A 25,285-nucleotide genomic window follows, 5' to 3' on the forward strand; every position below is an offset into this window, starting at 1 on the left:
CCGTCGCAACATCAAAATCGTACCTGAGTACCACCCGCAGCAACACCGCCCACCGGCACATCCGCAACGCGCCAAAGTGGTGGGGCCAGAAGGCGAACAGGTACATGTGGACGAATGGGGACGCATCAAAGTCCGGTTCCTGTTTACCCGAAGTGAAGACCACAGCCATGATGGTGGCGCAGGCAGTAACGACAACGACACTGATTCAGCATGGGTCGATGTACTGACCCCATGGGCAGGCGAAGGTTATGGCGCCCGCTTTTTACCCCGTATCGGCGAGATTGTGGTGATCGACTACTTTGATGGCGATATCGACCGGCCCTTTGTGCTTGGACGCATCCACGAAGCCCAGCGAAGTCCGACCAAATTCGACATCAAAGGGCAGTTACCGCATACCCGACACCTGAGTGGCATCCGCTCCGAAGAAATTCAGGGCAGTGGCTACAACCAGCTCCGCTTTGATGACACCACAGGGCAGATCAGTAGCCAGCTCCACAGCAGCCATGGTGCAACCCAGCTTAATCTGGGTAATCTGAGCCATCCCAAAGAACAACTGGAAAGCGAAGGCCGAGGCGAAGGTTTCGAACTACGTACCGACCAGTGGGGAGCCGTACGGGCAGGTGAAGGGCTACACCTCAGCACCCACAAACAAGAACAAGCACAGGGCCAGCATTTAGATGCGAAAGAGGCCAGCCAGCAGCTCGAAAGCAGCCTGAACAATGCCAAAGCCTTAAGTGAAGTGGCCAAAAATCAGCAGACTGACCCGCTTGAAGTACTAGACAACCTTAAACAGTTCTTAGAACAAATCGAACAACAAGACCAGAACAAGGCTGCCGCATTTAAGCAAGCACTGATGATCTTAAGTGCGCCTAGCAGCATTGCCATGAGCAGTAATCAAGACATCCACCTGAGTGCAGACGGACAACTGAGCCAGCATGCAGGAGACAGCCTGAACATAAGCACGCAAAAAAGTCTGATTGCACACGCCAGTGACAAGATCAGTTTATTTGCAGCACAGCAAGGCGCTCGCCTGTATACCGGCAAGGGCAAGATCGAGTTACAGGCACAGGGCGATGGGGCGGATCTGATTGCACGTAAGGATATTCAGATTATTTCTACGGAGGATGTAATTAATATATCTGCTCCAAAACGGATTTTGATTACCGCAGAAACGTCTCAGGTTGAAATTAATGAGCAAGGCATCATTCTTAGAACAGGTGGTAAAGCAGAATTTAAAGCGGGGCAGCATGTGTTTGTGGGTGGGGAGAAGGTGAATGTACAATCGCCAGCTTTGCCTAAATTTGATAATAAAAATTGGATTGCTTTAGAACATCTTGATGCAGATCAGCAGCCATTCGCAAATTTGGGTTATAAAATCTTTTTTGAAAATAATCAGATTATTGAAGGAAGGTTAGATGAGCATGGTAAGGCTCATCATGACAATGTTCCAGAGAAAGCAATTAGAGTTGAGTATGAACAACCCAAAATGGAAGAAGATAAACCTTGGGATAAGTTTGATACCGTCATGGCAGAGTTGAATAAGATTGATAAGAATAAGGGGCAATTTTAATGCCGGATTTTTTACCATCTAAAAAAGAGTTAACGAATGCTTTGGCATGGTTTACAGCTCCAGTAAATGATGCAATCAAGAAAGGAAAAGAAACTGCGGCTGATATCGCAGAATGGCTCTGGGTTGTATTACAAGGTGACTTTGCTGAAGATCAAACGACTGCACAAATTGTCACAGGTACCGTGATTTCGATGATCCCCTTTGTAGATCAGATTTGTGATGTTCGGGATATTTGTGCGAATGCAACAAAGATTAAAGAAGACAGTAATAATCCGTGGGCATGGGTTGGACTGATTTTGACATTGATTGGTTTATTTCCTGTATTGGGTTCACTATTTAAAGGGATTTTTAAAGTTATTCTGGCACCTATTAGACGCTTCATGCTTAAGCCTGCAACCAAAGGTTTAAAATTTACAGGTGGAAATATTTACAAGCTTGCTGAACCTGCGATTGAAAGTGGAATTACAGAGTTAAATAAATTTCTTGCACGTCCAGCGGTAAAAAAAGCCATTAAAAATGCAAAGATTACCAATATTTATAAAGCAACAGCGAACAAAATTCGACAAGTTAAAAGCATGTTGACCAAGCAGGAATTGTTAAGTGTATTTGATAAACTTATAGGCTATCTAAGAGATACGGTTAAATTTATTGATAAATACGCAAGTAAGGCGATTGGTGCAAAAGCACGACAAATGTTGCAAACCGTAATTGATGTTCGTAACTTAGCTAATCAAAAACTTGGTGAGTTTTTAAAACCTGTACAAGACTTTTTAGAAAGATTAGCGGTTAGAATCGAGAAAGAGAGTAATCAGGCTTTTAAAGCGACGACTAATATTAAGAATATTCATAATTTTAAAAAAGTAGGAACAGATGCCGAGTTAAAAAGTGTTTTAAATAATAAACCGAATTGGGTAGATGTTGCAGCGAAAGAAAAATATAAGGCCTTAACAGAGTGCCCAAAAATTCCTTCAAATTTTCCAAATATAGGTGCAAAAGATGGACCTCTACGGGATGCCTATAAAACTTTTCATGATTTAGAATCTGTACATATAAAAGAGGGAGAAGTTCTATATCGTGTTTTAGATCCACGAAGTTTAGATAATAGTATCTGTTGGATGAGAGAATCTGAATATAGGAAATTAAAAAGTAAAGCTGATTGGCGACGCTATTTTGCGGTATTCGCCTCATGGAATCATAATGGTGAGTTTGTTAAATATCGAGTGCCAAGGGGTGGGATCAATGTATGGGAAGGTCCGGCTGCAAGTCAGACTTTTAAAAATAGTGCGGGTAAAATTGAAAAAAAGAATAGTAAAGGCGAGATATTTGTACTAGAGGGTGGTGGCATACAGATTGTTCTAGACCCGAAAGATTTAGTACGAGCAAATGTCAGTAAGCGTGAAGCAACTCCGTGGGGTTATGACAGTGATTTAGTTGGTGAGGCGAAAACCAGCATGGTAGGTGTGCCCCGTTTAGAACAGAATTGGTATGGAGATAAAAAATAATGCCGCAATTTGAAATTCGTCCGCAGGAAATTTACTTACTTGAACGCTATAGTTCGGTTGAATACTTTAACGAATTGGTAGATGCTTTTAAAAATATGCTAGATGTGGCAGAAAATGCACTTGAGCTATTTATGAGGGATTTACCTTATGATTATCGAAACCGACATATTTCGCAACAGCCTGATGTGGTTTGGGGAGAACATGTATTACCTAACTTTAGGTCTACAATGGCTTCTCTAAATTATGGCTATAAACGTTTATTAGAGGGTGATTTATCAGCTTTGCAATATGCTGGGAATGTGGTGACTGACTTTAGAGGTCAAACTACTGACTACCCAGCTGATTGGATGGATGAGGAAAATTATAAAAAATTTAATGATTGGCAAAATGAAGCGAGTACGTTGTCATCTAATATAAAAACCACGGTTTTCGGTAATTGGGTTACAGGAAATCTTAGCTATAGATATAATATTCAAGCTAGAGGGGAATTAAATTTACCAGATTCTTTACCTATTTATCATTTAAGTTCTGATATCAAAGTGGAGACAGGAGAAACAGTGCCACAGAATGGTATTTACATTCCTGAAATACCAGAGGCAAGCGCACAGCTGTTACTTAAAGGGCATGATGCTATTGAAGCTCTGGTAGGATTAAGTCGTAGTGGTTTGCAATATGCTAGAGAAGAAAGTACAACATGGTTACTAGTGAAACGAATTGCAGACGAAGGTGGATCATCTGAGACAATTCAAATAGAAAATTTAAAAGGATTTTCTGGTCAGATTTGCCAACGGACAGGCAATTGGTGGAGTCCTGCAAATCAATTGCAATCCCGTTATTTTGAACAGGGGGAAGTATTCCCTGAAATTGAAAATAATAGTTGGGGAGAAACGATTTGGTATTTAGAAGTGACGAATAAGCAATGATTAAGTAATTTAAAGTTAAAATAAGGCCTTAGATTGCTTTAAGGTCATCTTAATAATGTTTAAAATATTACTAGGCAATAAGCTCAATGCAACATTGCCATTTTGTTTAGGATGAACGAACGCTTTTAAAAATTATCAATTTTCACTGCTGAAGATAAGTATTTGCATAATTTGATAAATTTTTTCGCTTTAATGTCTGACTGATATTTTGGCTCGCTAACATCAGCTTTTCTAGATTGATCCCTGTTTCGTGTCCAATTTGAGACAGTAAATAATACAAATCCTCAGTTGCAACATTCCCTGATGCACCTTTGGCATATGGACAACCACCCAGTCCAGCAATTGAAGAATCAAAGATTCGAATCCCTTGCTGTAAAGATTGATAGATATTGGCAATTGCCATGCCATAAGTATTATGAAAATGTCCAGCCAAAATGTTGCTGTCCAGTTCTGCTAAACATGCCTGCCAAACTTTCTGCACTCGATCTGGTGTTGCAGTCCCAATGGTTTCACCCAATGAAATTTCATAACATCCCATCTCATATAAACGTTTGACGACATTTACGACCTGTTTGGGATCAATTGCACCTTCATAAGGACAATCCACCATACAAGATAAATAACCGCGTACGCGCACATGATTTGCTTGCGCGGCTTGAAAAATTTCAGAGAATCGCTCCAGACTTTCATCAATCGAGCAGTTGATATTCTTTCGAGTAAAGCTCTCAGAAGCTGCAGTAAAGACCGCAACCTCTTTACATCCTACTGCTAGGGCAGCATCGAAACCTTTAAGGTTTGGCGTCAGCAAGCTCAAGTTTAAATCATCGCGTTGTGGCAACAATTTAAATAACTCATCGCTCTGCGACATTTGTGGTACCCACTTAGCTGATACACATGAACCCACTTCAATAAACTTTAAACCTGCGTCAATTAAATCATTGATAAAGCTCAATCGTTGTTCAATGCTTAAAGCTTGTTTCTCGTTTTGCAAACCATCACGTGGGCCAACTTCTACTATTTTTACATAGTCATTCATGCAACTTCCCCCTCAGTAGCTTGGAAGTCCACAAGCTCATCACCAGCTTTGACTTGATCACCTACTTGGAAATAGGCATCTAAAATTACACCATCTTTAGGCGCGCGGATGGTGTATTCCATTTTCATCGCTTCAAGCGTTAAAAGCACATCATCTTTCTTCACGGTGTGATTTGCGCCTACAAGTAGTTGTGTTACTACGCCAGGCATTGGAGCTTTGAGATGTCCTTGCTCAGATTGACTATCAGTTTGATTATAATCCTGACGCAAGTAGCTGAATTTATAACTTTGTCCAGCGTTAAATAGAGTAATGCCTTGCAAACCTCGGTTAAAAGCGAGTTTTTGTTGAATTCCACCAATTTGAATATTTGCAGTATGATAATCAGTTAATTGACCTGTGATGTGATACTGCTGACCATTAAATTCTGCGTTAAATCCGTGTTCAGCAGCAGAAAACTTAATTTGAATATTTTGGTTTATAAAGTTCAATTTAATACTGTGTTGATATGTGACATTACTACGCCATAAAGGTTGTGCCAACCACAGTTGCTTTTGAGTCGATTGGTTATTTTGCATTTTGCTGAGAAATTCAATGAATGCCGTCGCAACAACAAGCTCAGGTTTGATATTCGCTGGGCTAAACAAAAATTGTTCTTCACGCTGGATGAGGTTGGTGTCCAAATTTGCTTGTTTAAATGAATCACAACGTACAATCTTTTCCAAAAAGGCAATATTATTGCCTAAACCATCGACATGGAACTGACTAAGCGCATGTTGCATCTGAATTAAAGCAGCTTCACGGTTTTTACCCCATACAATCAATTTGGCAATCATTGGGTCGTAGAAAGTGGTAATTTCATCACCTTCAACAATGCCACTATCTACACGGACATATTGGTTTTGCGTTGGATAGCGAAGATAGTCAATTTTACCGATTGCAGGTAAAAAGCCTTTGTCTGGTTCTTCGGCATAAATACGTGCTTCGAGTGCATGCCCATGAATTTGTAGCTCATGTTGTAATTTGGGTAATGGCTCACCATAGGCAACTCGTAATTGCCATTCGACTAAGTCCTCTCCGGTAATCATTTCAGTCACAGGATGTTCGACTTGTAAGCGTGTGTTCATTTCCATGAAATATGCTGTGCCGTCTTGTTCAACGATAAACTCAACCGTACCAGCGCCAACATAATCCACAGCACGCGCAGCATCAATTGCAGCTTGACGCATTGCATCGAGCTTTTCACTTGGCATTTGTGGAGCAGGCGCTTCTTCTAGTACTTTTTGATGACGACGTTGAACAGAACAATCCCGTTCAAATAAATGCACATAGTTGCCATGTGTATCACCAAACACCTGTACTTCAATGTGACGTGGTTGAGTCACATAACGTTCAATCAGTACGTCATCATTACCAAAACTCGATTTGGCTTCACGTTTGCACAGCGCGAGATAGTAGAGAAAGTCTTCACTACGTTCTACCAGACTCATGCCTTTACCACCACCGCCAGCACTGGCTTTGATGAGTACAGGATAGCCAATTTCATCTGCTTGTTGTTTTAAAAATTCAGCATCTTGATTTGTTCCGTGATAGCCCGGCGTTAGAGGTACACCTGCTTTTTCCATCAAGGCTTTTGAGGTGGCTTTCAAGCCCATCGCTAAAATGGCATCGACCGGAGGACCAATAAAGCAAATATTATGCTGCTGGCAGGCCAAAGCGAATTGATCGTTTTCCGAAAGAAAACCATAACCAGGATGAATCGCTTGGCTTCCTGTATCGATCGCCGCTTGAATAATGCGATCAGCTTGTAAATAACTTTGTGTTGCAGGAGATTGACCAATATAAACCGCTTCATCTGCAAGTTTAACGTGTTGTGCATGTGCATCTGCATCTGAGTAAACCGCAACCGTCGCAATACCTAATTTTTTTGCTGTTCGAATTACACGGCAAGCAATCTCACCACGGTTCGCAATTAAAATCTTTTCAAACATTTTTTGGTCATCCTTAATTGTTGTTATTAGAATTTGAAGTCCATGCTGGAGCTTGCTTACTTAAGAAAGCGGTTAAGCCTTCCTTTGCCTCACTGCCTTGACGCACTTGCGCAATGTGGTGAGCAGTTTGTCGAAGTAATTGATTATCCATACTTTGATTGCTGACCATCTGAATCAGTTGCTTAGAAGCAGCTTGAGCATGTGGTCCGCCTAGCAATAAAGCATCAATGATCTCTTGAACTTTTTTATCTAAATCTTCCGCATCTGCAATTTCATGTGCCAAGCCAATTTGTTTTGCTGCATGCGCAGTAATACGTTCAGCAGTTAAAAAATAACGTGAAGCTTGTCGAGCGCCAATCGCACGAATCACGTATGGGCTAATCGTAGAAGGGGCAAGACCCAGTCGAACTTCGGAGGTTGCAAACTTTGCATCGGTACTAGCGATGCAAATATCACATGCAGATGCCAAACCCATCCCACCACCAAAAGCAATGCCATGAACACGTGCAATCGTTGGTTGTTTTAAAGTTGCAAGTGCTTCAAGCATCTGTGCAAGTTTTAAAGCATCAGCTTCATTTTCTTCGGCAGAAGCTTGACCCGCTTGTTTCATCCAGTTCAAATCTGCACCCGCTGAAAAGCTTTTACCACGACCCGCTAAAACCACAACCCGAATATCATCACGAATAGCAAGTTGCTTAAAACACCTATGCAATTCTTCAATCACCGTTGTATTGAAGGCATTGTGTAGTTCAGGGCGATTTAGCCACACATACGCCACTAAACCATGCTGTTCCAGTTGTAGAAATTGATAGCTCATAAACACCTCTTACATGCGGAACACGCCAAATTTAGTCGGTTGAATCGGTGCATTTAAAGCTGCTGCAAGGCTTAATCCCAGTACTTGTCGTGTTTGAGCTGGATCAATTACGCCATCATCCCACAAACGAGCAGAAGCATAGTAAGGATGCCCTTGACGTTCATACTGATCACGAATCGGTTGTTTAAATTCATCTTCTTCTTGTGCTGACCATTCTGCGCCTTTTTGCTCGATCTGATCACGTTTCAAAGTCGAAAGTACGCTGGCTGCTTGCTCACCGCCCATGACGGATATACGTGAGTTTGGCCAAGTCCACAAGAAACGTGGAGAATAAGCACGTCCACACATACCATAGTTACCCGCACCAAACGAGCCACCAATGATGAGTGTGATTTTTGGCACATTTGCTGTTGCAACCGCCATCACCAGTTTTGCACCGTGTTTGGCAATACCTTCATTTTCGTATTGGCGACCCACCATAAAGCCCGTGATATTTTGAATAAATAACAACGGAATATTGCGTTGGGTACATAACTCAATAAAGTGCGCACCTTTTTGTGCTGATTCAGAAAATAGAATGCCATTATTGGCAATAATTCCTACAGGCATCCCGTAAAGTGATGCAAACCCTGTGATCAAGGTTGAACCAAAACGAGCTTTAAACTCATCAAAACGAGAACCATCGACAATACGTGCAATCACTTCGCGTACATCAAATGGCTTACGCGCATCGCTAGGAACTACTCCATACAACTCTTTGGCATCGAACAAAGGTTCATCAATCTGCTTATTGAGTTCGTTTGTTTTTTTATTCAAATTGGCAATGATATTACGTGCAATCGCAATTGCATGTTCATCGTTTTCTGCCAAATGATCCGCAACACCTGAAAGACGCGTATGTACATCACCACCACCCAAATCTTCGCTACTTACGACTTCACCTGTTGCAGCCTTAACTAGAGGAGGACCACCCAAGAAAATAGTTCCTTGATCACGTACGATAATGGTTTCATCCGACATCGCAGGAACATAAGCACCACCAGCGGTACAGCTACCCATCACAACCGCAATTTGAGCAATTCCTTGGCTCGACATACGTGCTTGATTGTAGAAGATACGCCCGAAGTGATCACGATCAGGAAATACCTGATCCTGCATTGGTAAGTACGCACCACCTGAATCTACAAGATAAATACAAGGTAGGTGATTTTGTTCAGCAATTTCTTGAGCACGTAAATGCTTTTTAACCGTAAGCGGATAATACGTGCCACCTTTAACCGTTGCATCATTGGCAACGATCATGCAAGTTACACCATTAACCTGTCCAATACCCGCAATCACACCCGCAGCAGGAATATCATCTTCATAAACTTTATACGCAGCAAGTTGTCCGATTTCTAAAAAAGCTGTACCAACATCAATCAGTTGATCTATACGTTCACGTGGAAGCAATTTTCCACGTGCTAAATGCTTTTGACGTGCATTTTCTCCGCCACCTAATGCAATATTTTGGGCAACTTGTGTTAAATCATTAACCAAAGTCTGCATAGTTTGTTGGTTTGTTTTAAAGTCTTCACTTCGCACATTCACTTTGCTTTGTAATTGATTCATATGATGCATCCTGATTTATCGTTATTATTTGGTTTCATTAAACAATTCACGTCCGATCAACATACGACGAATTTCAGATGTGCCTGCACCAATTTCATAAAGTTTTGCATCACGCCATAAACGACCTGTAGGGAATTCATTGATATAGCCATTGCCACCTAAAGTTTGAATTGCTTCACCTGCCATCCATGTCGCTTTTTCGGCTGCATATAAAATGGCACTTGCGGCATCTTTACGTAAGCTACGGTCATGATCTGCTTTGTCGCAGGCTGTACCAACTGCATATACAAGCGCTTTGCAAGCCAGCCAAGTTGAATACATATCAGCAAGTTTTCCTTGCATCAGCTGGAACTCACCTAAAGCTTGTCCAAATTGTTCACGTTGATGTAAATAAGGAATCACAACATCCATGCAGGCGTCCATAATGCCAAGAGGGCCTGCGCTTAAAACTGCGCGCTCATAGTCCAAGCCACTCATCAGGACTTTGGCGCCATTACCGACACCACCCAACACGTTCTCAACCGGGACTTCTACATTATCAAAAAATAATGGATAGGTATTTGAGCCGCGCATACCAAGTTTGTCTAGATGATGACCATGACTAAAACCGTTCATGTCTTTTTCAACTAAAAAAGCAGTCATGCCTTTAGCGCCTGCATGTGAGTCAGTTTTTGCGTATACCACTAAAACATCAGCATCACCGCCATTGGTTATCCACATTTTGGAACCATTTAAAACGAAATGATCACCTTTATGTTCAGCACGTAATTTCATACTGACCACATCTGAACCCGCATTCGGTTCAGACATCGCCAAGGCACCGACATATTCACCAGAAATTAATTTCGGAAGATATTTCTGCTTTTGCTGCTCACTGCCGTTGCGATTGATTTGATTGATACATAGATTTGAGTGTGCGCCGTATGAAAGTCCAATTGCAGCTGAAGCACGAGAAATTTCTTGCATAACAATAATATGAGCAAGATAACTGAGGTTTGTACCGCCGTATTCTTCAGAAACCGTTAGGCCTAATAAGCCCATATCACCGAACTTTTTCCATAAATGGCTCGGAAATTTATTGTCTTGATCTACTTGCTGAGCAATTGGTGCTATTTCTTTTGCACAAAATGCGGCAACTGAATCTTGAAGGGCAATCAATGTTTCATCCAGACCAAAATTCAAGCTACGTAGGTTCATTGTGTTCATCCTATTGATTATATTTGTTGTTCCATAAGCATTCTTGTTTGTGCTTAAGATATACCATACAATGAATTTTTGAAAAAGTGAATACAGATTCATAAAATGATTTACAATTCATTTTATTTGTTAGAGAATAAATCTTATGAACTATAAACGATCATCTTTAATGCAAGAACGGATGGAACAAAATCGTAAGTCGATTTTGAATTCAGCCAGAAAGTTAATTTCAGAAAGAGGGGTTAAAGACGCACAGATACAAACAATTGCTGAGCAAGCAGGTGTTTCGAGTGGGTTGGTTTATCGCTATTTTGATAATAAAAGTCAGGTGCTGATCGAAGTTTTGTCAGAAGCGATCAATACCGAATTATTGGTGATTGATGCGATTACAGAAAGTGATCTAACGGCGGAGCAGAAGCTACATAAAGCGGTAACTACCTTTGTAAAAAGGGCACTAAACAGCCCTCAGCTTGCATATTCACTCATGTTCGAGCCTGTTGATTCATTGGTAGAGCATGAGCGTTTTCGTGTTAAGCAGTTGATTAAACAAAGTATTATTAAAATAATCGCAGATGGAAATGCGAGTGGAGAGTTTGCGTTGGAGGATTTAAACACCACAGCACTTTGTGTGGTTGGCGCGATGACTTATGTCGCCGTAGAACCTCTAGACCCAGCTCAAAATACAAAGTTCGATCAGCAACATAAAGACTATTTTTCAAAACAGATTGCTGATTTTTGTGTGAATGCCGTGAGGAAAAAATAGGACATAAACAGTAGTAAAAATCAAAACAAGGCAGTTTGAAAAGTAGTTGCAGTAATAACAAGAGATGAAATCGGAACAGAATTAGAAAGAATCAAGGAGAATGATTCAATGCAACAACAACGGTTAAGCTATGCCTCTGGACCAAGTGCACAGCCCTTATTGGGAATGACGATTGGAGAAAAATTTGATCAAGCTTGTCAGCAATATGCCGATCAAGAAGCGATTGTAAGTGCACATCAGAACAGACGGTTGAGCTATAAAGAGCTACAGGATGAAGTGAATGCTTTTGCCTGTAGCTTGCTCCAGCTCGGTTTAAGGAAAGGCGATCGACTTGGTATCTGGTCACCAAACTGTGTGGAATGGACGATCACTCAGTTTGCAGCTTTTAAAGCAGGAATTATCCTAGTGAACTTAAATCCTGCCTACAAAAGCCATGAGTTAGAGTATGTATTGAATAAAGTTTCCTGCAAAGGATTGGTCATCGCTTCACAATTCAAAACGACTGATTATCAAGAATTTTTGACGCGAATTGCACCAGAAATTGTTGTCTGTACTGACAAAATGATTCATTCAGAGCGTCTGCCTTCCTTAAAATTTGTGATCAAAATTGATGAAAAACAGCATACAGGTATTCATCGTTTTAATGATCTAGTTGTTGCACCAAGTCAACAACAACTCGATCAATTACAATTAGTGACGCAGCAATTGCAATTTGATGAAACCATTAATATTCAATTTACATCAGGTACAACGGGTAATCCGAAAGGCACAATGCTTACTCATCATAACATTTTGAATAATGGTTATTTTGTAGGAGAGGGCATTGGTTTAACGCCACAAGATAAAGTGTGTATCTCAGTACCTTTATTTCACTGTTTCGGTATGGTTATGGGAAATCTGGCCTGTATCACACATGGTTCTACTATGGTGTATCCATCAGCTGTTTTTAATCCATTAGAAACACTAAAGACCATTCACAACGAGCGTTGTACGGCAGCATACGGCGTACCCACCATGTTTATCGCCACTTTAGAGCATGAACAATTTAATGAATTTGACTTATCTAGCTTGCGCACAGGAATTATGGCGGGAAGCCCATGCCCACGTGAAATTATGCAGCGGGTGATTGATCGTATGCATATGTCAGAAATCACGATTTGCTATGGCATGACCGAGACTTCACCCGTAAGTGTACAAAGCTCCGTGAATGACACGATTGATAAACGTGTCAGTACGGTTGGACAAGTTCATCCTCATGTCGAAATCAAAATCGTAGATCCTGAAGGACAACTTGTACCACAAGGAACTTTAGGCGAACTGTGCGTTAGAGGTTACTCGGTAATGGCTGGCTATTGGGGCGAAGAAGAAAAAACCCGTGAAGTCATTGATGCCGCAGGTTGGATGCATACAGGTGACATTGCGGAGATGGACGCTGAAGGGTTTGTCAAAATCAAAGGCCGTATTAAAGATGTGGTCATTCGTGGTGGAGAAAATCTATTTCCTAAAGAAATTGAGGACTTTTTATATACCCACCCTGCAATCTGTGATGTGCAAGTGATTGGCCTGCCTGATATGCGTTATGGTGAAGAACTATGCGCTTGTATTATTTTGCATGAACATCATCAGATCAATGAAGAAAGTATTCGTAGTTTCTGCAAGGAACACATTTCACACAATAAAGTGCCACGCTACGTAAAATTCTTAAATGAATTTCCGATGACCGCATCAGGCAAAGCGCAGAAGTTCAAGTTACAGGAAATCATGCGTGCTGAACTAAATTTAACTGGAAGCGTATTCGACTAAATGTGTTTTACATCATATAGAAAAACAGCATTTTAAAGTTATAAGGCAAAGGATCTTCGTCAATGGCAAAAGATTTTAATAGTCCAAAGATCGTTGAAGCATATGATGAACATATCCGTAAATTAATTCCCGGATATGAAATCATTCATCAACAAGTGGATGCCATTTTGCAGTCTGTACTTCAACCAACCGCACACATACTTATTGTTGGATGTGGAACAGGTTATGAGTTGGAATATTTACTCAATAAACATCCTGATTGGACATTTACTGCACTTGATCCTTCTTTAGCCATGCTTGAAATGGCAGAAACACGTGTTAAACACATGGGAAAGTCAGCTCAGGTACAGTTTGTACATGGCGATCATTCTACTTTAACTGAAGCTGCTGTTTTTGATGCTGCACTTTCTATTTTAGTCGCGCACTTTATTGCTGATGAACAAAAAAATGAATTTTATAGCAGTATCCATCGTTGCTTAAAAAGGAGTGGACTGTTATTGACCTATGATTTAATGCCTTGCAGCAACCCTCAGCATTTACAAGCTTTACGTTATTTATGTATGACTCAAGGCCTAACTGAATTGCAATGCCAGAAAATGTTAGATCGCATGGAAAATGACTTTTTCACTATTTCATTCAGTGAATATCAGCAACGACTCCAAGACATTGGTTTTAAAGACGTACATTCATACAGTCAAATCTTAATGTATCAGGGTTTGATTGCCAAAAAGGCAGAAATTGCCGAGTCTGCTTAAGCCCCATAACCCAAGAGACGCATTCATAATGAAAAAATGATGAGAAGAACAATTTAGATTTTATTTTTACCAAACGTTCAATTCACAGTGACTTTCATAGTGATTGTGAGGTTCTTTTTGTCTAAATAAATTGCTATAGAAAATAATCAAAGGAGACTAAATAAATAAAAATCAAATGATTAGGTTTTAAAACAAGAAATGCGTTGCAGTCATCAAGTACTGCAAAGGATACAACGCAAACACAAAATGAACTTAAAAGCTAAAGTTCATGAAATAAGGAAATTGATTTTAATGAAAAGATTCATCTTCACAATTCGGCAAAGTGTTTTAGCGCTGTCTGTACTTGCTGTCATGTCTGGAAGTTATGCAGGCTCAGAAAGCGCAGAAATAGAAAAACTTCGCCAAGAAGTAAAAGAGCTGCGCGCAATGCAGCAAAATTCAGAAATAGATAAACTTCGTCAAGAAGTAAAAGAATTGCGTGCAATGCAGCAAAATTATATTCAGCAAACTCCGCCTGTTCAGCCCGTTACTCAGGTCATGGTTGCACCTAAAACTGAACCCGTTCAATCCGCAACGCCGAAATTATCACTCACCAAATCTGGTGCAGAGGTGAATTTATATGGATATTTGCGTGCAGACGCATCGTATCAAGCCAAAGGCGCATCAACGATGTACAACAATATCAGCGGCGTACCACTAGAAGGAACTGCTGAAGAAGCGCAACAAAAAGATCGCTTGCATACCACTGCAAATGTTTCTCGGATCGGTCTTAATTTTAAAACACCGACTGCTATGGGTGATGTCGGTGGAAAATTAGAAATGGACTTCTTTGGTAGTGCATCACGCGATCAATTCCGTATCCGCCATGCCTACTTAACTTTTGATAAATGGTTATTAGGTCAGACATGGTCAACGTTTATCGCACCTGAATATTACCCGGAAACGGTCGATGCGGCGACCTATGTAGGCGGAGCATTACAGCGCTCACCATTGGTTCGTTATAGTGACAATATTACGGCAAATACCAGCTTTGCTTTAGCAGTAGAAGATCCTAAATATACAACAAGCTCTGACCCTGATAATGAAATGCGTTTACCTGCCTTTGTTGGACGTATAAATCATAAGTTTGCCAATGGTTCTATGCTGTCAGGACGTAGCTTTGTCGCTGAAAAGAAAACCAGTCAAGATGAACAATGGGCTTGGGGTGTCGGGATTGGTGGAAAGTATCAGTTAACACCAAAAACTTTCCTCAAAGCAGACTATAACCATATTAAAGGTGACGGACGCTTCCTGTTATGGAGCAATAGCAGCTATGTAATTGATGATCAAAAACATATTCAAAGCAATGAGTTTGATTCAATTTCAGCAGGGATTACCCATCAATTTAATACTCAATTTCGTTCAACATTGGGTTATGGCTACATGAAAGCCAAGGACAACAATGCTTTTGCACGAATCAATCAAGACAACACAACTCAAAATAAAGAACTATGGCAAAGCTGGATCAATGGCATGTACAAACCTTACAACCCAGTTACTTTGGGGATGGAATATGTCTACGGTGAACGTGAAACCTTTGATGGTCGCACAGGGACGGATAATCGTATCAATATAATGGCGATTTATGATTTTTAATACTGATAAAGCCTTGAATAACAGTGTTTTCTTTAAGTTGCATTATGTCGTTTTAAATATTAATTAGGAATTTTTCTCATTGAGGAGATGCAGAATGACAACATCTACAGTTAATGTAAATGCAGTAATTGATCAAGCAAAATTTACACCTTTTCACTGGAGTATTTTACTTTGGTGCTTAATGATTATTATTTTTGATGGTTACGATCTCGTCATTTATGGCGTAGTTTTACCCTTACTCATGCAGGAATGGTCTCTCACTTCTGTACAAGCAGGCATGCTCGCCAGTACGGCGTTATGCGGGATGATGTTTGGTGCAATGTCGTTTGGTGCTTTGGCAGATAAAATCGGACGCAAAAATGTTATTTTAATTTGTGTGACGTTTTTTAGTGGGTTTACTTTTTTAGGTGCATTTGCATCTAATCCTTATGAATTTGGTATTTTACGGTTTTTAGCAGGTTTAGGAATAGGCGGGGTGATGCCAAATCTCGTCGCACTCACATCAGAGTACGCACCCAAACGTATTCGCAGTACTTTAGTTGGCACAATGTTTAGTGGTTATGCCATCGGTGGCATTTTATCAGCACTGATCGGAAGTTATTTAGTTGAAAGTCAGGGTTGGCAAATCATGTTCTTGATTGCCGGTGTTCCTTTGATTTTATTACCTGTGATTTGGAAATTCTTGCCTGAATCTTTAACCTTTTTGGTTAAAACTGGCAAAACGGATCAAGCACATAGGATCATTCAAAAAATTTCACCTGAACAAAGCATCGGTATCAATACACGTTTAGTGCTGAATGAAGATCATGTTCCAGCAGGTAGTTCTGTAAAAGGCTTATTTCAACAAGGACGTGCATTCAATACGCTTATGTTTTGGGTGTTGTTCTTTATGTGCTTATTAATGGTGTACGCACTAAGTAGTTGGTTGCCAAAACTTATGCTTGCAGCAGGTTATTCACTCGGCAAGAGTATCTTATTCTTGTTTGCCCTAAATGTGGGTGCCATGATGGGTTCAATTGGTGGCGGTATTCTTTCAGACAAATTCCATTTAAAACCTGTAATTATGGGAATGCTGATGGCAGGTGTAGTGGCACTGATCGGCTTAGGATTTAACTCTCCAGCTTATGTTTTATATGGTTTAGTCACTGTGGCTGGTGCAGCGACGATTGGAACTTCAATCCTTCTTTATAGCTATGTTGCTCAATACTATCCATTGAGTGTTCGCTCAACTGGAATTGGCTGTGCTTCGGGTGTAGGTCGAATTGGTGCGATTGTCGGTCCGATTTTGACGGGTTTGTTATTAACCTTGAACTTACCGCATACCATGAATTTTGTGATGATTTCTATCCCTGCAATGTTAGCAATCTGCGCGATATTAACTTTAAAACGTCATAAATTTGATGATGAGCAACAAGTACAAGAAGTAAAAACAAGTTTGAACGAATCAAGTAGTGCCTAATCTACCATTACTTGATTGCTCCCCAAAACACGAAAAGCACATTAGATACGCTGATGTGCTTTTTTTGATACAAATACTCATTGGCCAGAAGAAAAACGACTTAAAACACTTAAACTGGATTATGAGCTGACAATACACCAGAGGTTTTGAGTGGTGAAACCTACCCACAAACAGGTGAGTGGTAATCGTGCTGCAAAGATGGAAAAAGCATAGCCAAAATTATTTCGATTCAATACTATATAGCGCACATTTTCTTGTATCTCCCGCTATGCAATTTAGACATGATATCCAGATTTTAAGGGGCATCGCTGTGAGCCTCGTGGTGCTGTTTCATCTTGAGTTTTCTCAATTGGCCAGTGGTTTTCTTGGTGTCGATATCTTTTTTGTGATTAGCGGTTTCTTAATGGCTGTGTTGTATAAAACCGGCAATGTACACGACTTTTTTGAGCGCCGTGCAAAACGCTTACTACCAAGCTATTTTGCTGTGGTGATCGGTACGCTGTTGGCATCTATGCTGCTGTTGCTTCCATCAGAAATGATACAAGTTGAAAAGCAGGCTTTTTTTAGTCTCTTTTTTGCCAATAATTTAAGCTTTTGGACGCTCAATACCTATTTCGACAAAAGTAATTTTAAACCCTTACTGCATCTTTGGTCGCTGGGTGTCGAAATACAGTTTTATTTATTTGTGCCATTATTGGTTTGGTTTTTCAATAAAAATCGGGCTTTGCTTCTCTTAACCACGCTGATCTCATTGGGCTTATGTATATACGAAGTCGGCATATCACCTAAAACCTCATTCTTTATGATGCCACTTCGGCTTTGGGAGTTCTTGATTGGTTTTATGGTTGCCAAGTACTTCACAGAGCAAGGTAACTTAAAATTCAATCAATCCTGGATCGGATTAATTGGTTTATGTTTGCTGGTTGCAATTCCGTTTATGCATGTCAACGGTAACAGTTTTAACCGTATTGAAGCACATCCTAGTTTATTTGCTTTACTCGTTTGCCTCGCAACCGCTGTTATTTTAGTGTTTGGCTTACCTAAGTTTTTAATCAATTCACCCATAGCTAAACTTTTTGTCCATCTTGGCAAATATTCTTATTCTATTTATTTGGTGCATTTTCCTGTGATTGTTTTGTACTTGTACAAGCCTTTTTCAGGGACCATCATGCACCCTGCAAATATTCAGGAGCAAGTCACGCTCTTGATATTGATCATGCTTTTGTCTGTGCTGCTTTACAAATTGATCGAAACGCGGAAATATCATCACATCTTCAAAGTTTATATCATTGGATGTATTACAGTATTTGGGTTGATCGGTTGCTCGAAAGTCATTTACCAAACTCAGTATACACAAGTCGAAAAAAACATATTTTCTGGTCTAACCGATCGCTCTGTATATCGATGCGGTCTTTTCTTCCCGATTATTCACCCCAACACACTCACTTGCCGTATTAATACCGACGAACAAAAGCAATCTGTGGTGTTGTTAGGTAATAGCCATTCAGATTCAATCAAGAACGTCTTTGCCGATATTGCAGTACAGCGTGGATTCAATACCTATTTATTCGCGGTCAATGACCCGATGACACGAGAGATTTTGCCACCAGAGGCTATTATTCAAGAAACCTTAAAACGCCATGCAAAATGGATTTTTATTCACTATAAGGTCGATACCTTAAACCCTAAAAAACTAGATCGTCTTGCTGAACTAGCAGCAAAGCATCAGATTCGTTTGAGCCTGATCATGCCTGTTCCGGTGTATGAACATGGCAATTACTATTATAAATCAATCCCGGCCACACTTTACTATGGGCGCAGTTCTCATATCACTGAGCAAGATTATCTTAAACGTAATCAGACGCTGATACAGCAGGCGAAGCAACTCGAAGCTCGATATCCTAATTTTCAAACCTTACCAGTCGTTCAGACGTTTTGTACACCTGTATGTCAGATCAGCACAGCAGACAAACGTCCGTATTATTTTGATGATGACCATCTCACGCTTACAGGAAGCCAGTTGATGGTTCCTGTCATTCGTCAAGCATTTGAATCTTCAAGGTAATAGTCGAGATAGAAGTACAAGTTAAGATGGGTACTAGATGACTAGATAGTTACTGGCATATGCCATAGATCACAACAGGATTTTTAACGCAATATATTCTATAGTAGGATCAACGATACTACAGATATTGCTGCTATGAAATGGGAAGAAATCGGTAAACAGCCGTGTTCAATAGCCAGAACACTGTCCGTGATTGGAGATCGATGGACGCTGTTAATCTTGCGCAATGCCTTTTTAGGAATTCGTCGTTTTGAAGATTTTCAAAAAAGCTTGGGTGTCACTCGTCATTTACTTACGGAACGTTTGATAAATCTAGTAGATGCAGAGATTTTGGTTAAAGTACCGTACACCGCGTCGAATAAACGTTTTGAATATAAACTTACCGAGAAAGGGCTCGATTTATACCCAATCTTGATGAGCATGGCACAATGGGGAAATACTTGGATGGATCAAGGTCACGGCGCACCTATAGATTATATTCATAAAGAATGTGGTCATGTGTTTAAACCCGTTTTGGTTTGTTCGCATTGTAAAATTCCACTTCGTGCGAAGCACGTCCAACCTGTGCCTGGAAAAGGATTTGTGCCTGTAATCAGTCAAACTGGCACATGATCAACTTAACCAACGCTTTAAACCTTATTTTGGATGATGTCTTTCATGCATCAATTGATCTGATGCTTTGGATTGCATAGCCAGATCGCGTATACTATGCAGCCTGTTTACGTTATGTTTTGCTACACGCGATTTCATGTCATCACTTGCTTCTTATTTTCAGCAACGTCAGTTTTGTGTTTTGGTCGAATACCTAACGTCATTGACACCATATCATCCGCTTCAAACTGAAATTGCCGGTTATCCCACCGTAATGGCACTTGCAGATCGTGTTCATTCAGACCATGATCTTGCACCCTTAGACGCGAGTCGTACATATGATTCTGCTGTGGAAAAATTGCTGCATTTTTCCGGCAAAGATCGTGATATACAAGATTTCGAAGCTTTTCTTGCACAAGCAAAAGCTGCCAATATTCAAAATCTGCTGTTATTAAGTGGAGATAAGCTCAAATCGCACAGCGACGGCACAAATGGTCGACCACGTACACGCTACTTAGAGTCTGTAAATGCGGTGGCTGCCGCTCAACATGTTGGTGTTTTTCATATCGGTGTTGCGCTTAATCCATTTAAATATGTTGAGGCAGAGCGCGATGCGCAGTATTTAAAACTTCATAAAAAACTCAAAGCGGGTGCAGATTTCATCATTACCCAACTCGGCTACGACATTAAAGCACTTCAACAGGCCAAAGCATTTTTAACCAGCCATGATTACGCTCAAAAGATTGTGGCCTGTGTGATGCCTCTAACATTGGCGCGAGCCAATTACATGATCAAGCATAAAGTGGCGGGTATTGTAATTACACCGCATATGCTGAATGTACTTAAACATGAAAAACAAACAGGACAGACAGCCCATGTGTATGCACGCTGTGCATTACAGATATTAATTTGTGAGCAACTGGGTTTTGCAGGTGTTCATTTGTCTGCCTGCCATAAGCCAGATGAACAGGCACGCCTAGCTGAATATATCGAAGAGTATCGTCATTTGGATCTGGCTGCGCTAGAGCAGCATTATAAACGCTTATGGCATATTCAAACGGGGCTTGAGTTACAGCCCGAGCGCTTACCAAGTGCACGAAAGCCGAGTCGCCTTGAGATGGTGAAGTATCGTCATTTGCAATTTATGCACGATGCCTTGTTTATGTCTAAGCCGGCTAAAAACGCTGGACGTTTTATTTTTAAGGCAGCCTTTTGGAATACGCATCTAATGACCAAGATGTTACTGAAAACTGAATCATTCAGTAAACATCGATTAGTTGGCTGTGAAAGCTGTGGTCAATGTCGTCTGGCCGATACACTCTATATCTGCCCTGAAACCTGCCCTAAAGGACTGGCCAATGGCCCATGTGGGGGCACCAGTCTGGATCGCTGTGAATTTGGCGATCGGGAGTGCATACATTCAGTCAAGGCGCGCTTAGCCAAGGCAGTAGAACAAACTCAAATTTTAAAAGATAAGCTGATTCCGACTGTTCCCATTGCAACACGTGGCAGTAGTTCTTGGAAAAACTGGTACTTGGCCGTAGAGGTCTAACCTTAAGACTGAATCCAAAGATGTGTAAAATACCTTATGATATTGTATAAATAGTATTGTGCAAAAAATTGCTCAAAAATGCTTAAAAGTTTTAATTATGCGCAAATATATTCACATTAAATTGTTATTGTGATATTTTTGAGAAAATAATTGCTCATTTATAAAAATGAAAATACTCACATTACAGGCCTTGCTAAATACTCAATGGTTAGATATTGCGACGCTTACATTGCTTCAGCCACAGCTTGGTGTAGCGGGAGCCTGTGAGCTGGAATATGAACTCGACTATGCACTTAAGCATTTAGAGCAGCGCGATGAACATGCCTGTAGTCTCTCACTTCCTGTACAGTTGTTAATTAAACATGAATCTAAAAGCTGGTTTGGATTTCTAGACGATATTGTTCCATCGGGTGCAGCGCGCCGTTACTGGGTTAATTATCTCGATTTGCAACGTTTGCCTCAAGCCGAGCAAGATAGCATCTTGCTTGAAAAAGGGGGAATTGCACCTGTTGGGAATTTACGCATTAAAGATGCGCTTGAGCCACTCAATCCAGATTCAACCTTACATCTTAGATACTTTACTGTAGCTGATGTTGCCGACCGCAATATCGACTTTTTAGAATATGCGCAGCAGATGGGTGCCATTAGTGGCGGAGCTACCGGTGCAGGTGGTGAAGCGCCCAAGCTTTTAATTCGCGTATCGCCTGAACAACAGGTCTGGATTGATACCTATCAACAAAACTTTGAGCAGCCAGATCAATACTATCTGGTTAAATTCCCGAGGAATAATCGTAGTGAAATTGATTGTAATATCTTAAGGGCAGAATATTATTACTATCGCGAATTACACGATTTGGGCTTCGATACCATTGACGTTAATCGAATGAAATTGATCGAAGGTCGTCAGTATCCGTCCTTATGGTTACCACGCTTTGACACTGAATGGCAAAATGAGTATTGGCAACGGTATGGTCTTGAGTCGGTTTATTCAATACTTAATAAATCAGCTGGTAGCCATCTCAATCATTTTGAAGTCATTGAGGAGTTGTGTTCGATCTTAACTTCGATTGATCCAAATTTTGATGGCTCCGCTTTTGTGTGTGAGTGGTTACAGCGTGATTTACTCAATATTATTTTTGGTAATTCCGACAACCACGGACGAAACACCTCATTTTTAAAGAAATTTGGCAGCATCACATTGGCACCTATTTATGATTTTGCGCCGATGAAAGCCGATCCAGAACAAGTTGTTCGCTCGACGACGTGGGGAAGCCCATATGAAGAAGGCGGAGAATATCGCTGGGCACTGATTACGCAAAAACTGGCGCCATGGTGCCCACCTGAACTTGCCTTTGAAACATTGCAGCGTTTGGCACACAAGCTCGTACATCTTAAACAACGCTTGATCGATAAGGGCGTACCGCAGCAAATCGTGGATATGCCTGTTCTGTCATTTGACTATATTGAAGCGAAACTAAAACGTTGGGAGCTGCTATGAAGCCGAATACTCCAGCACAAGATCGTCAGCAGATCCTGATCGACCTATATACCCAGTATCTGTTGGGTAAAATTACCTTGGGGCAACTGTTAATGCATTTAAGAAAAAATGTATTGGGCGTCACCCAAGAACAATATGCCAAACTGGTGGGTATCAGCCGACGCACGCTCACCGATATCGAGCAGGATAAAGGTAAACTCACGCAGTCGGTGTTAGATAAGGTTTTTAAGCCTTTAGGATTAAAAGCAGGTTTGGTGCCAACCCATGATCATGTGGTGAAAAAGATTGTTTCATCAGCAAATGAGTAAAAGACGATACTGATCTAGATACTCCATAGGAGCACGATGAACACAAGGTAAAGCCTGCTGAGTTGGATGATCTACTGCCAAGCGCCAAAGATGACCTAAACCCAGATGAATCGGTTGAGCATTTGGCAGTTCGGCATAGTGCAAGTCAAAAAAATATTCTTCTAAAAATTGCTCAAACTCAGACGCTGGGCCATCATGAAGCTGCTTCAGTTTTTCACGTATTTCCGGAATGCTGACTTTCTGCTGTACTTGATGATTAGATATAATATCGCTGGCCGGACCATAGTACGTGCATAAGATGGTATCTGTTTCAATAGGTGAACGATCGACATGATATGAATATACATCGGTCGCAATAAAATCTAGCTCTTCATCGCGTTCGTAACATTTAAGCAAGTTCAAAGTAGGCGATGCACCCGCATCGGTTAATTGTTGTAAGTCATTTAGAATAAGCGTTCTTGCCAATTTCCCCTGAGTAGACAAATCCAATGCCCAAAGATCTTTAGGTGTCACTTCGGTGATATTGTCTTTCAGTTCAAGATGTTCAACAATTTCCTGAAAGTTACCTATCAATGCTCTGTGCCAGCAAACTGCATTCATTTCGCCGTGGAATCGAGTTTTCATTAGGTCTGCAAAATTGCTAACGACTTTAATTTGATCTATACCAGAAAATTCTGTGTTGATTTGAGGGTTTGGCAAGTGTTGGGCCATCTTGGATCACGTACATTTAAACTGGGATATAGTTTAAAGCATAAGTGGTAATCACGCTAAAGCTTTAACTTTTGGTCTCTATGGGTAAGCGAATGATAAATATTTTTTCTATTGTGTATCGTTAACTGAAAAGCACTAGGCAAAAGCCGATCCTTTCAGTTAAAACAATATAACTTCAATTTTTAAAATAAGGACTTTTCAATGTCTGCCTATGTTGTATTTACCCGTGAAAGCACCTCAGACGCTGAGCAAATGACACAGTATGCAGAAAAGGCACCACTTGCACGTGAAGGTCGTGACCTTACGCCGCTTGCGTTTTATGGCAAATTCGAAGTACTTGAAGGTAGTGATATTGAAGGTGCTGTGATTTTACGTTTTCCAGATATGGCAGCAGCACGTGAATGGTATAACAGTCCAGAGTATCAAGATGCGTTACAACATCGTCTTAAAGGGGCGAATTACCGCGTGTTTATTATTGAAGGTCTCAAAGAGCCAGTCTAATTCACTCTAATGAACAAGAAGCGCCCAATTAAGGCGCTTTTTTATGAATAGGGTACGTCTGATTATCCGCCCATTAAAAGTTCTTGCTGTACATCGGCCTGCTTACGTAAAAAATCCCATACCAGCTTAATTCTGGGTTCGTGCTGTAAATCGACCAGCGTAAGCATCCAAAACGTATGAGAAAAACTTAACTGATCGCTCAGCACCTCCACCAATTCAGTTTTATCACGAACCAGAAACCTTGGCAAAATGGCCAGTCCAGCACCAGCACGCACTGCAATTTCCTGTGCCAAAATACTGTTACTGCGAAAACAAGCGCTCACTTGCAGAGGTAAACGTTCTAACGAATACAACGCCGTGCTATACACCAGATCATCGATATAATCGACAAAACGATGCTGTCGTAAATCATCTAGCTTTTCAATAGGCGGATGTTGCTCTAAATAGTGCCGACTACCATAGAGCTTTAAACAGTAATTGGTGAGCCGGGTAATAATATATGGCCCAGATTTAGGGCGATCGATAGAAATGACAATATCCGCTTCACGATGTGAAAGTTTAATTGTTTTTGGTACCGGTATGAGATCGATGGTCAGTAACGGATAATGTTTTGAAAACTCAGCCAGTAAACCCGCCAGAAATGCCGTACCGAAACCTTCGGGTGCTCCAATACGCACCCGTCCCTGTAACGGGTCATGGCGTTTTTCTATCTGAATGAAAGATTGTTCCATCTGCTCCACACGTGGTACCAACGCCAAACCTTCAGAGGTGAGCTCATAACCAGTGGCTTCACGTTTAAACAGCTGTGTTCCTAAAGTGCTTTCTAGCGCCTGAATACGCCGTGCCACTGTACTGTGTTCAACCCCGATTAGACGAGCCGCATTGGTCAGTGTTTTCGCGCGTGCCAAAACCAAAAAAAAGCGTAAATGATCCCAATCTACTTTCATTTTTTATTTAACATCCTGTTAAATTCCTGTGCATATTTGCACAATCATCGTGC

At 40.8% G+C, this 25,285-nt stretch carries 21 protein-coding genes; 14 read left to right on the plus strand and 7 right to left on the minus strand.

Features of this window, described 5'->3' with window-relative positions:
* From Aso01_RS05950 to Aso01_RS05960, 3 genes are all read left to right on the plus strand, one after another.
* Nucleotides 1-1,570: DUF2345 domain-containing protein (locus Aso01_RS05950; protein WP_042065253.1), on the plus strand; the 1,570-nt coding region annotated here is incomplete at its 5' end.
* Complete coding sequence (locus Aso01_RS05955; protein ID WP_004937570.1) at nucleotides 1,570-3,072, plus strand: hypothetical protein; 1,503 nt, start codon at nucleotides 1,570-1,572, stop codon at nucleotides 3,070-3,072. The genes Aso01_RS05950 and Aso01_RS05955, both read left to right, overlap by 1 nt.
* Nucleotides 3,072-3,995, plus strand: a complete 924-nt coding sequence (locus tag Aso01_RS05960) for a hypothetical protein (protein ID WP_004937568.1) — start codon at nucleotides 3,072-3,074, stop codon at nucleotides 3,993-3,995. Before Aso01_RS05955 ends, Aso01_RS05960 begins: the two co-directional genes overlap by 1 nt.
* 142 nt (nucleotides 3,996-4,137) lie before the next feature.
* Here the strand turns inward: Aso01_RS05960 and Aso01_RS05965 are convergent, their stop codons facing one another.
* Genes Aso01_RS05965 through Aso01_RS05985 form a run of 5 tightly spaced genes read right to left on the minus strand, consistent with a single transcriptional unit; the run spans nucleotide 4,138 to nucleotide 10,644 of the window.
* Nucleotides 4,138-5,031 carry a hydroxymethylglutaryl-CoA lyase gene (locus tag Aso01_RS05965; protein ID WP_004937566.1) on the minus strand — a complete coding sequence of 298 codons (894 nt, stop codon included), beginning with the start codon at nucleotides 5,029-5,031 and terminating at the stop codon, nucleotides 4,138-4,140.
* On the minus strand, nucleotides 5,028-7,019 hold the full coding sequence (locus Aso01_RS05970; RefSeq protein WP_004937565.1) for an acetyl/propionyl/methylcrotonyl-CoA carboxylase subunit alpha: 1,992 nt from the start codon (nucleotides 7,017-7,019) through the stop codon (nucleotides 5,028-5,030). The genes Aso01_RS05965 and Aso01_RS05970 overlap by 4 nt, the downstream gene beginning before the upstream one ends.
* A gap of 13 nt (nucleotides 7,020-7,032) precedes the next feature.
* Nucleotides 7,033-7,836 carry an enoyl-CoA hydratase/isomerase family protein gene (locus tag Aso01_RS05975; protein ID WP_004937562.1) on the minus strand — a complete coding sequence of 268 codons (804 nt, stop codon included), beginning with the start codon at nucleotides 7,834-7,836 and terminating at the stop codon, nucleotides 7,033-7,035.
* 9 nt (nucleotides 7,837-7,845) lie between these two features.
* A complete protein-coding gene (locus tag Aso01_RS05980; protein ID WP_004937560.1) occupies nucleotides 7,846-9,447 on the minus strand; it encodes a carboxyl transferase domain-containing protein in 1,602 nt (533 codons plus the stop codon).
* A 24-nt stretch (nucleotides 9,448-9,471) separates the two neighbouring features.
* A complete protein-coding gene (locus Aso01_RS05985) occupies nucleotides 9,472-10,644 on the minus strand; it encodes an isovaleryl-CoA dehydrogenase (RefSeq protein WP_004937556.1) in 1,173 nt (390 codons plus the stop codon).
* A 145-nt stretch (nucleotides 10,645-10,789) separates the two neighbouring features.
* Between Aso01_RS05985 and Aso01_RS05990 the strand changes: the two genes are divergently transcribed.
* The 10 genes from Aso01_RS05990 to Aso01_RS06035 all read left to right on the plus strand — a co-directional run bounded on the left by Aso01_RS05990 (nucleotide 10,790) and on the right by Aso01_RS06035 (nucleotide 23,073).
* Nucleotides 10,790-11,407 (plus strand): TetR/AcrR family transcriptional regulator, encoded by a 618-nt coding sequence (locus Aso01_RS05990; RefSeq protein ID WP_004937551.1) that lies wholly within the window; start codon nucleotides 10,790-10,792, stop codon nucleotides 11,405-11,407.
* Nucleotides 11,408-11,515: 108 nt separating this feature from the next.
* Nucleotides 11,516-13,210 carry an AMP-binding protein gene (locus tag Aso01_RS05995; protein WP_004937549.1) on the plus strand — a complete coding sequence of 565 codons (1,695 nt, stop codon included), beginning with the start codon at nucleotides 11,516-11,518 and terminating at the stop codon, nucleotides 13,208-13,210.
* A gap of 62 nt (nucleotides 13,211-13,272) precedes the next feature.
* Complete coding sequence (locus Aso01_RS06000; RefSeq protein WP_004937543.1) at nucleotides 13,273-13,965, plus strand: class I SAM-dependent methyltransferase; 693 nt, start codon at nucleotides 13,273-13,275, stop codon at nucleotides 13,963-13,965.
* Between the two features lie 291 nt (nucleotides 13,966-14,256).
* Nucleotides 14,257-15,600, plus strand: a complete 1,344-nt coding sequence (locus tag Aso01_RS06005) for a DcaP family trimeric outer membrane transporter (RefSeq protein WP_004937541.1) — start codon at nucleotides 14,257-14,259, stop codon at nucleotides 15,598-15,600.
* A 94-nt stretch (nucleotides 15,601-15,694) separates the two neighbouring features.
* Nucleotides 15,695-17,059 (plus strand): MFS transporter, encoded by a 1,365-nt coding sequence (locus tag Aso01_RS06010; RefSeq protein ID WP_004937537.1) that lies wholly within the window; start codon nucleotides 15,695-15,697, stop codon nucleotides 17,057-17,059.
* 268 nt (nucleotides 17,060-17,327) lie between these two features.
* Nucleotides 17,328-19,124, plus strand: a complete 1,797-nt coding sequence (locus Aso01_RS06015; RefSeq protein WP_004937532.1) for an acyltransferase family protein — start codon at nucleotides 17,328-17,330, stop codon at nucleotides 19,122-19,124.
* Nucleotides 19,125-19,259: 135 nt separating this feature from the next.
* Complete coding sequence (locus tag Aso01_RS06020) at nucleotides 19,260-19,736, plus strand: winged helix-turn-helix transcriptional regulator (protein WP_004937531.1); 477 nt, start codon at nucleotides 19,260-19,262, stop codon at nucleotides 19,734-19,736.
* 136 nt (nucleotides 19,737-19,872) lie between these two features.
* A complete protein-coding gene (locus tag Aso01_RS06025) occupies nucleotides 19,873-21,267 on the plus strand; it encodes a methylenetetrahydrofolate reductase C-terminal domain-containing protein (RefSeq protein WP_004937528.1) in 1,395 nt (464 codons plus the stop codon).
* A gap of 166 nt (nucleotides 21,268-21,433) precedes the next feature.
* Nucleotides 21,434-22,765, plus strand: a complete 1,332-nt coding sequence (locus Aso01_RS06030) for a type II toxin-antitoxin system HipA family toxin (protein WP_004937525.1) — start codon at nucleotides 21,434-21,436, stop codon at nucleotides 22,763-22,765.
* Nucleotides 22,762-23,073, plus strand: a complete 312-nt coding sequence (locus Aso01_RS06035; protein WP_004937522.1) for a helix-turn-helix domain-containing protein — start codon at nucleotides 22,762-22,764, stop codon at nucleotides 23,071-23,073. The genes Aso01_RS06030 and Aso01_RS06035 overlap by 4 nt, the downstream gene beginning before the upstream one ends.
* Here the strand turns inward: Aso01_RS06035 and Aso01_RS06040 are convergent.
* Entirely contained in the window at nucleotides 23,059-23,784 is a 726-nt protein-coding gene (locus tag Aso01_RS06040) for a DUF1826 domain-containing protein (protein ID WP_004937520.1), read from the minus strand. The genes Aso01_RS06035 and Aso01_RS06040 overlap by 15 nt on opposite strands.
* A 201-nt stretch (nucleotides 23,785-23,985) precedes the next feature.
* Here Aso01_RS06040 and Aso01_RS06045 point away from each other — a divergent pair, with 201 nt between their 5' ends.
* Complete coding sequence (locus tag Aso01_RS06045; RefSeq protein ID WP_004937517.1) at nucleotides 23,986-24,285, plus strand: DUF1330 domain-containing protein; 300 nt, start codon at nucleotides 23,986-23,988, stop codon at nucleotides 24,283-24,285.
* A 62-nt stretch (nucleotides 24,286-24,347) separates the two neighbouring features.
* On the opposite strand, the gene Aso01_RS06050 is transcribed toward Aso01_RS06045, so the two are convergent.
* On the minus strand, nucleotides 24,348-25,232 hold the full coding sequence (locus Aso01_RS06050; protein WP_004937514.1) for a LysR family transcriptional regulator: 885 nt from the start codon (nucleotides 25,230-25,232) through the stop codon (nucleotides 24,348-24,350).
* Nucleotides 25,233-25,285 lie beyond the last annotated feature (53 nt).

It is taken from the genome of Acinetobacter soli (assembly GCF_000760595.1).
Classification (GTDB): Bacteria; Pseudomonadota; Gammaproteobacteria; order Pseudomonadales; family Moraxellaceae; genus Acinetobacter; species Acinetobacter soli.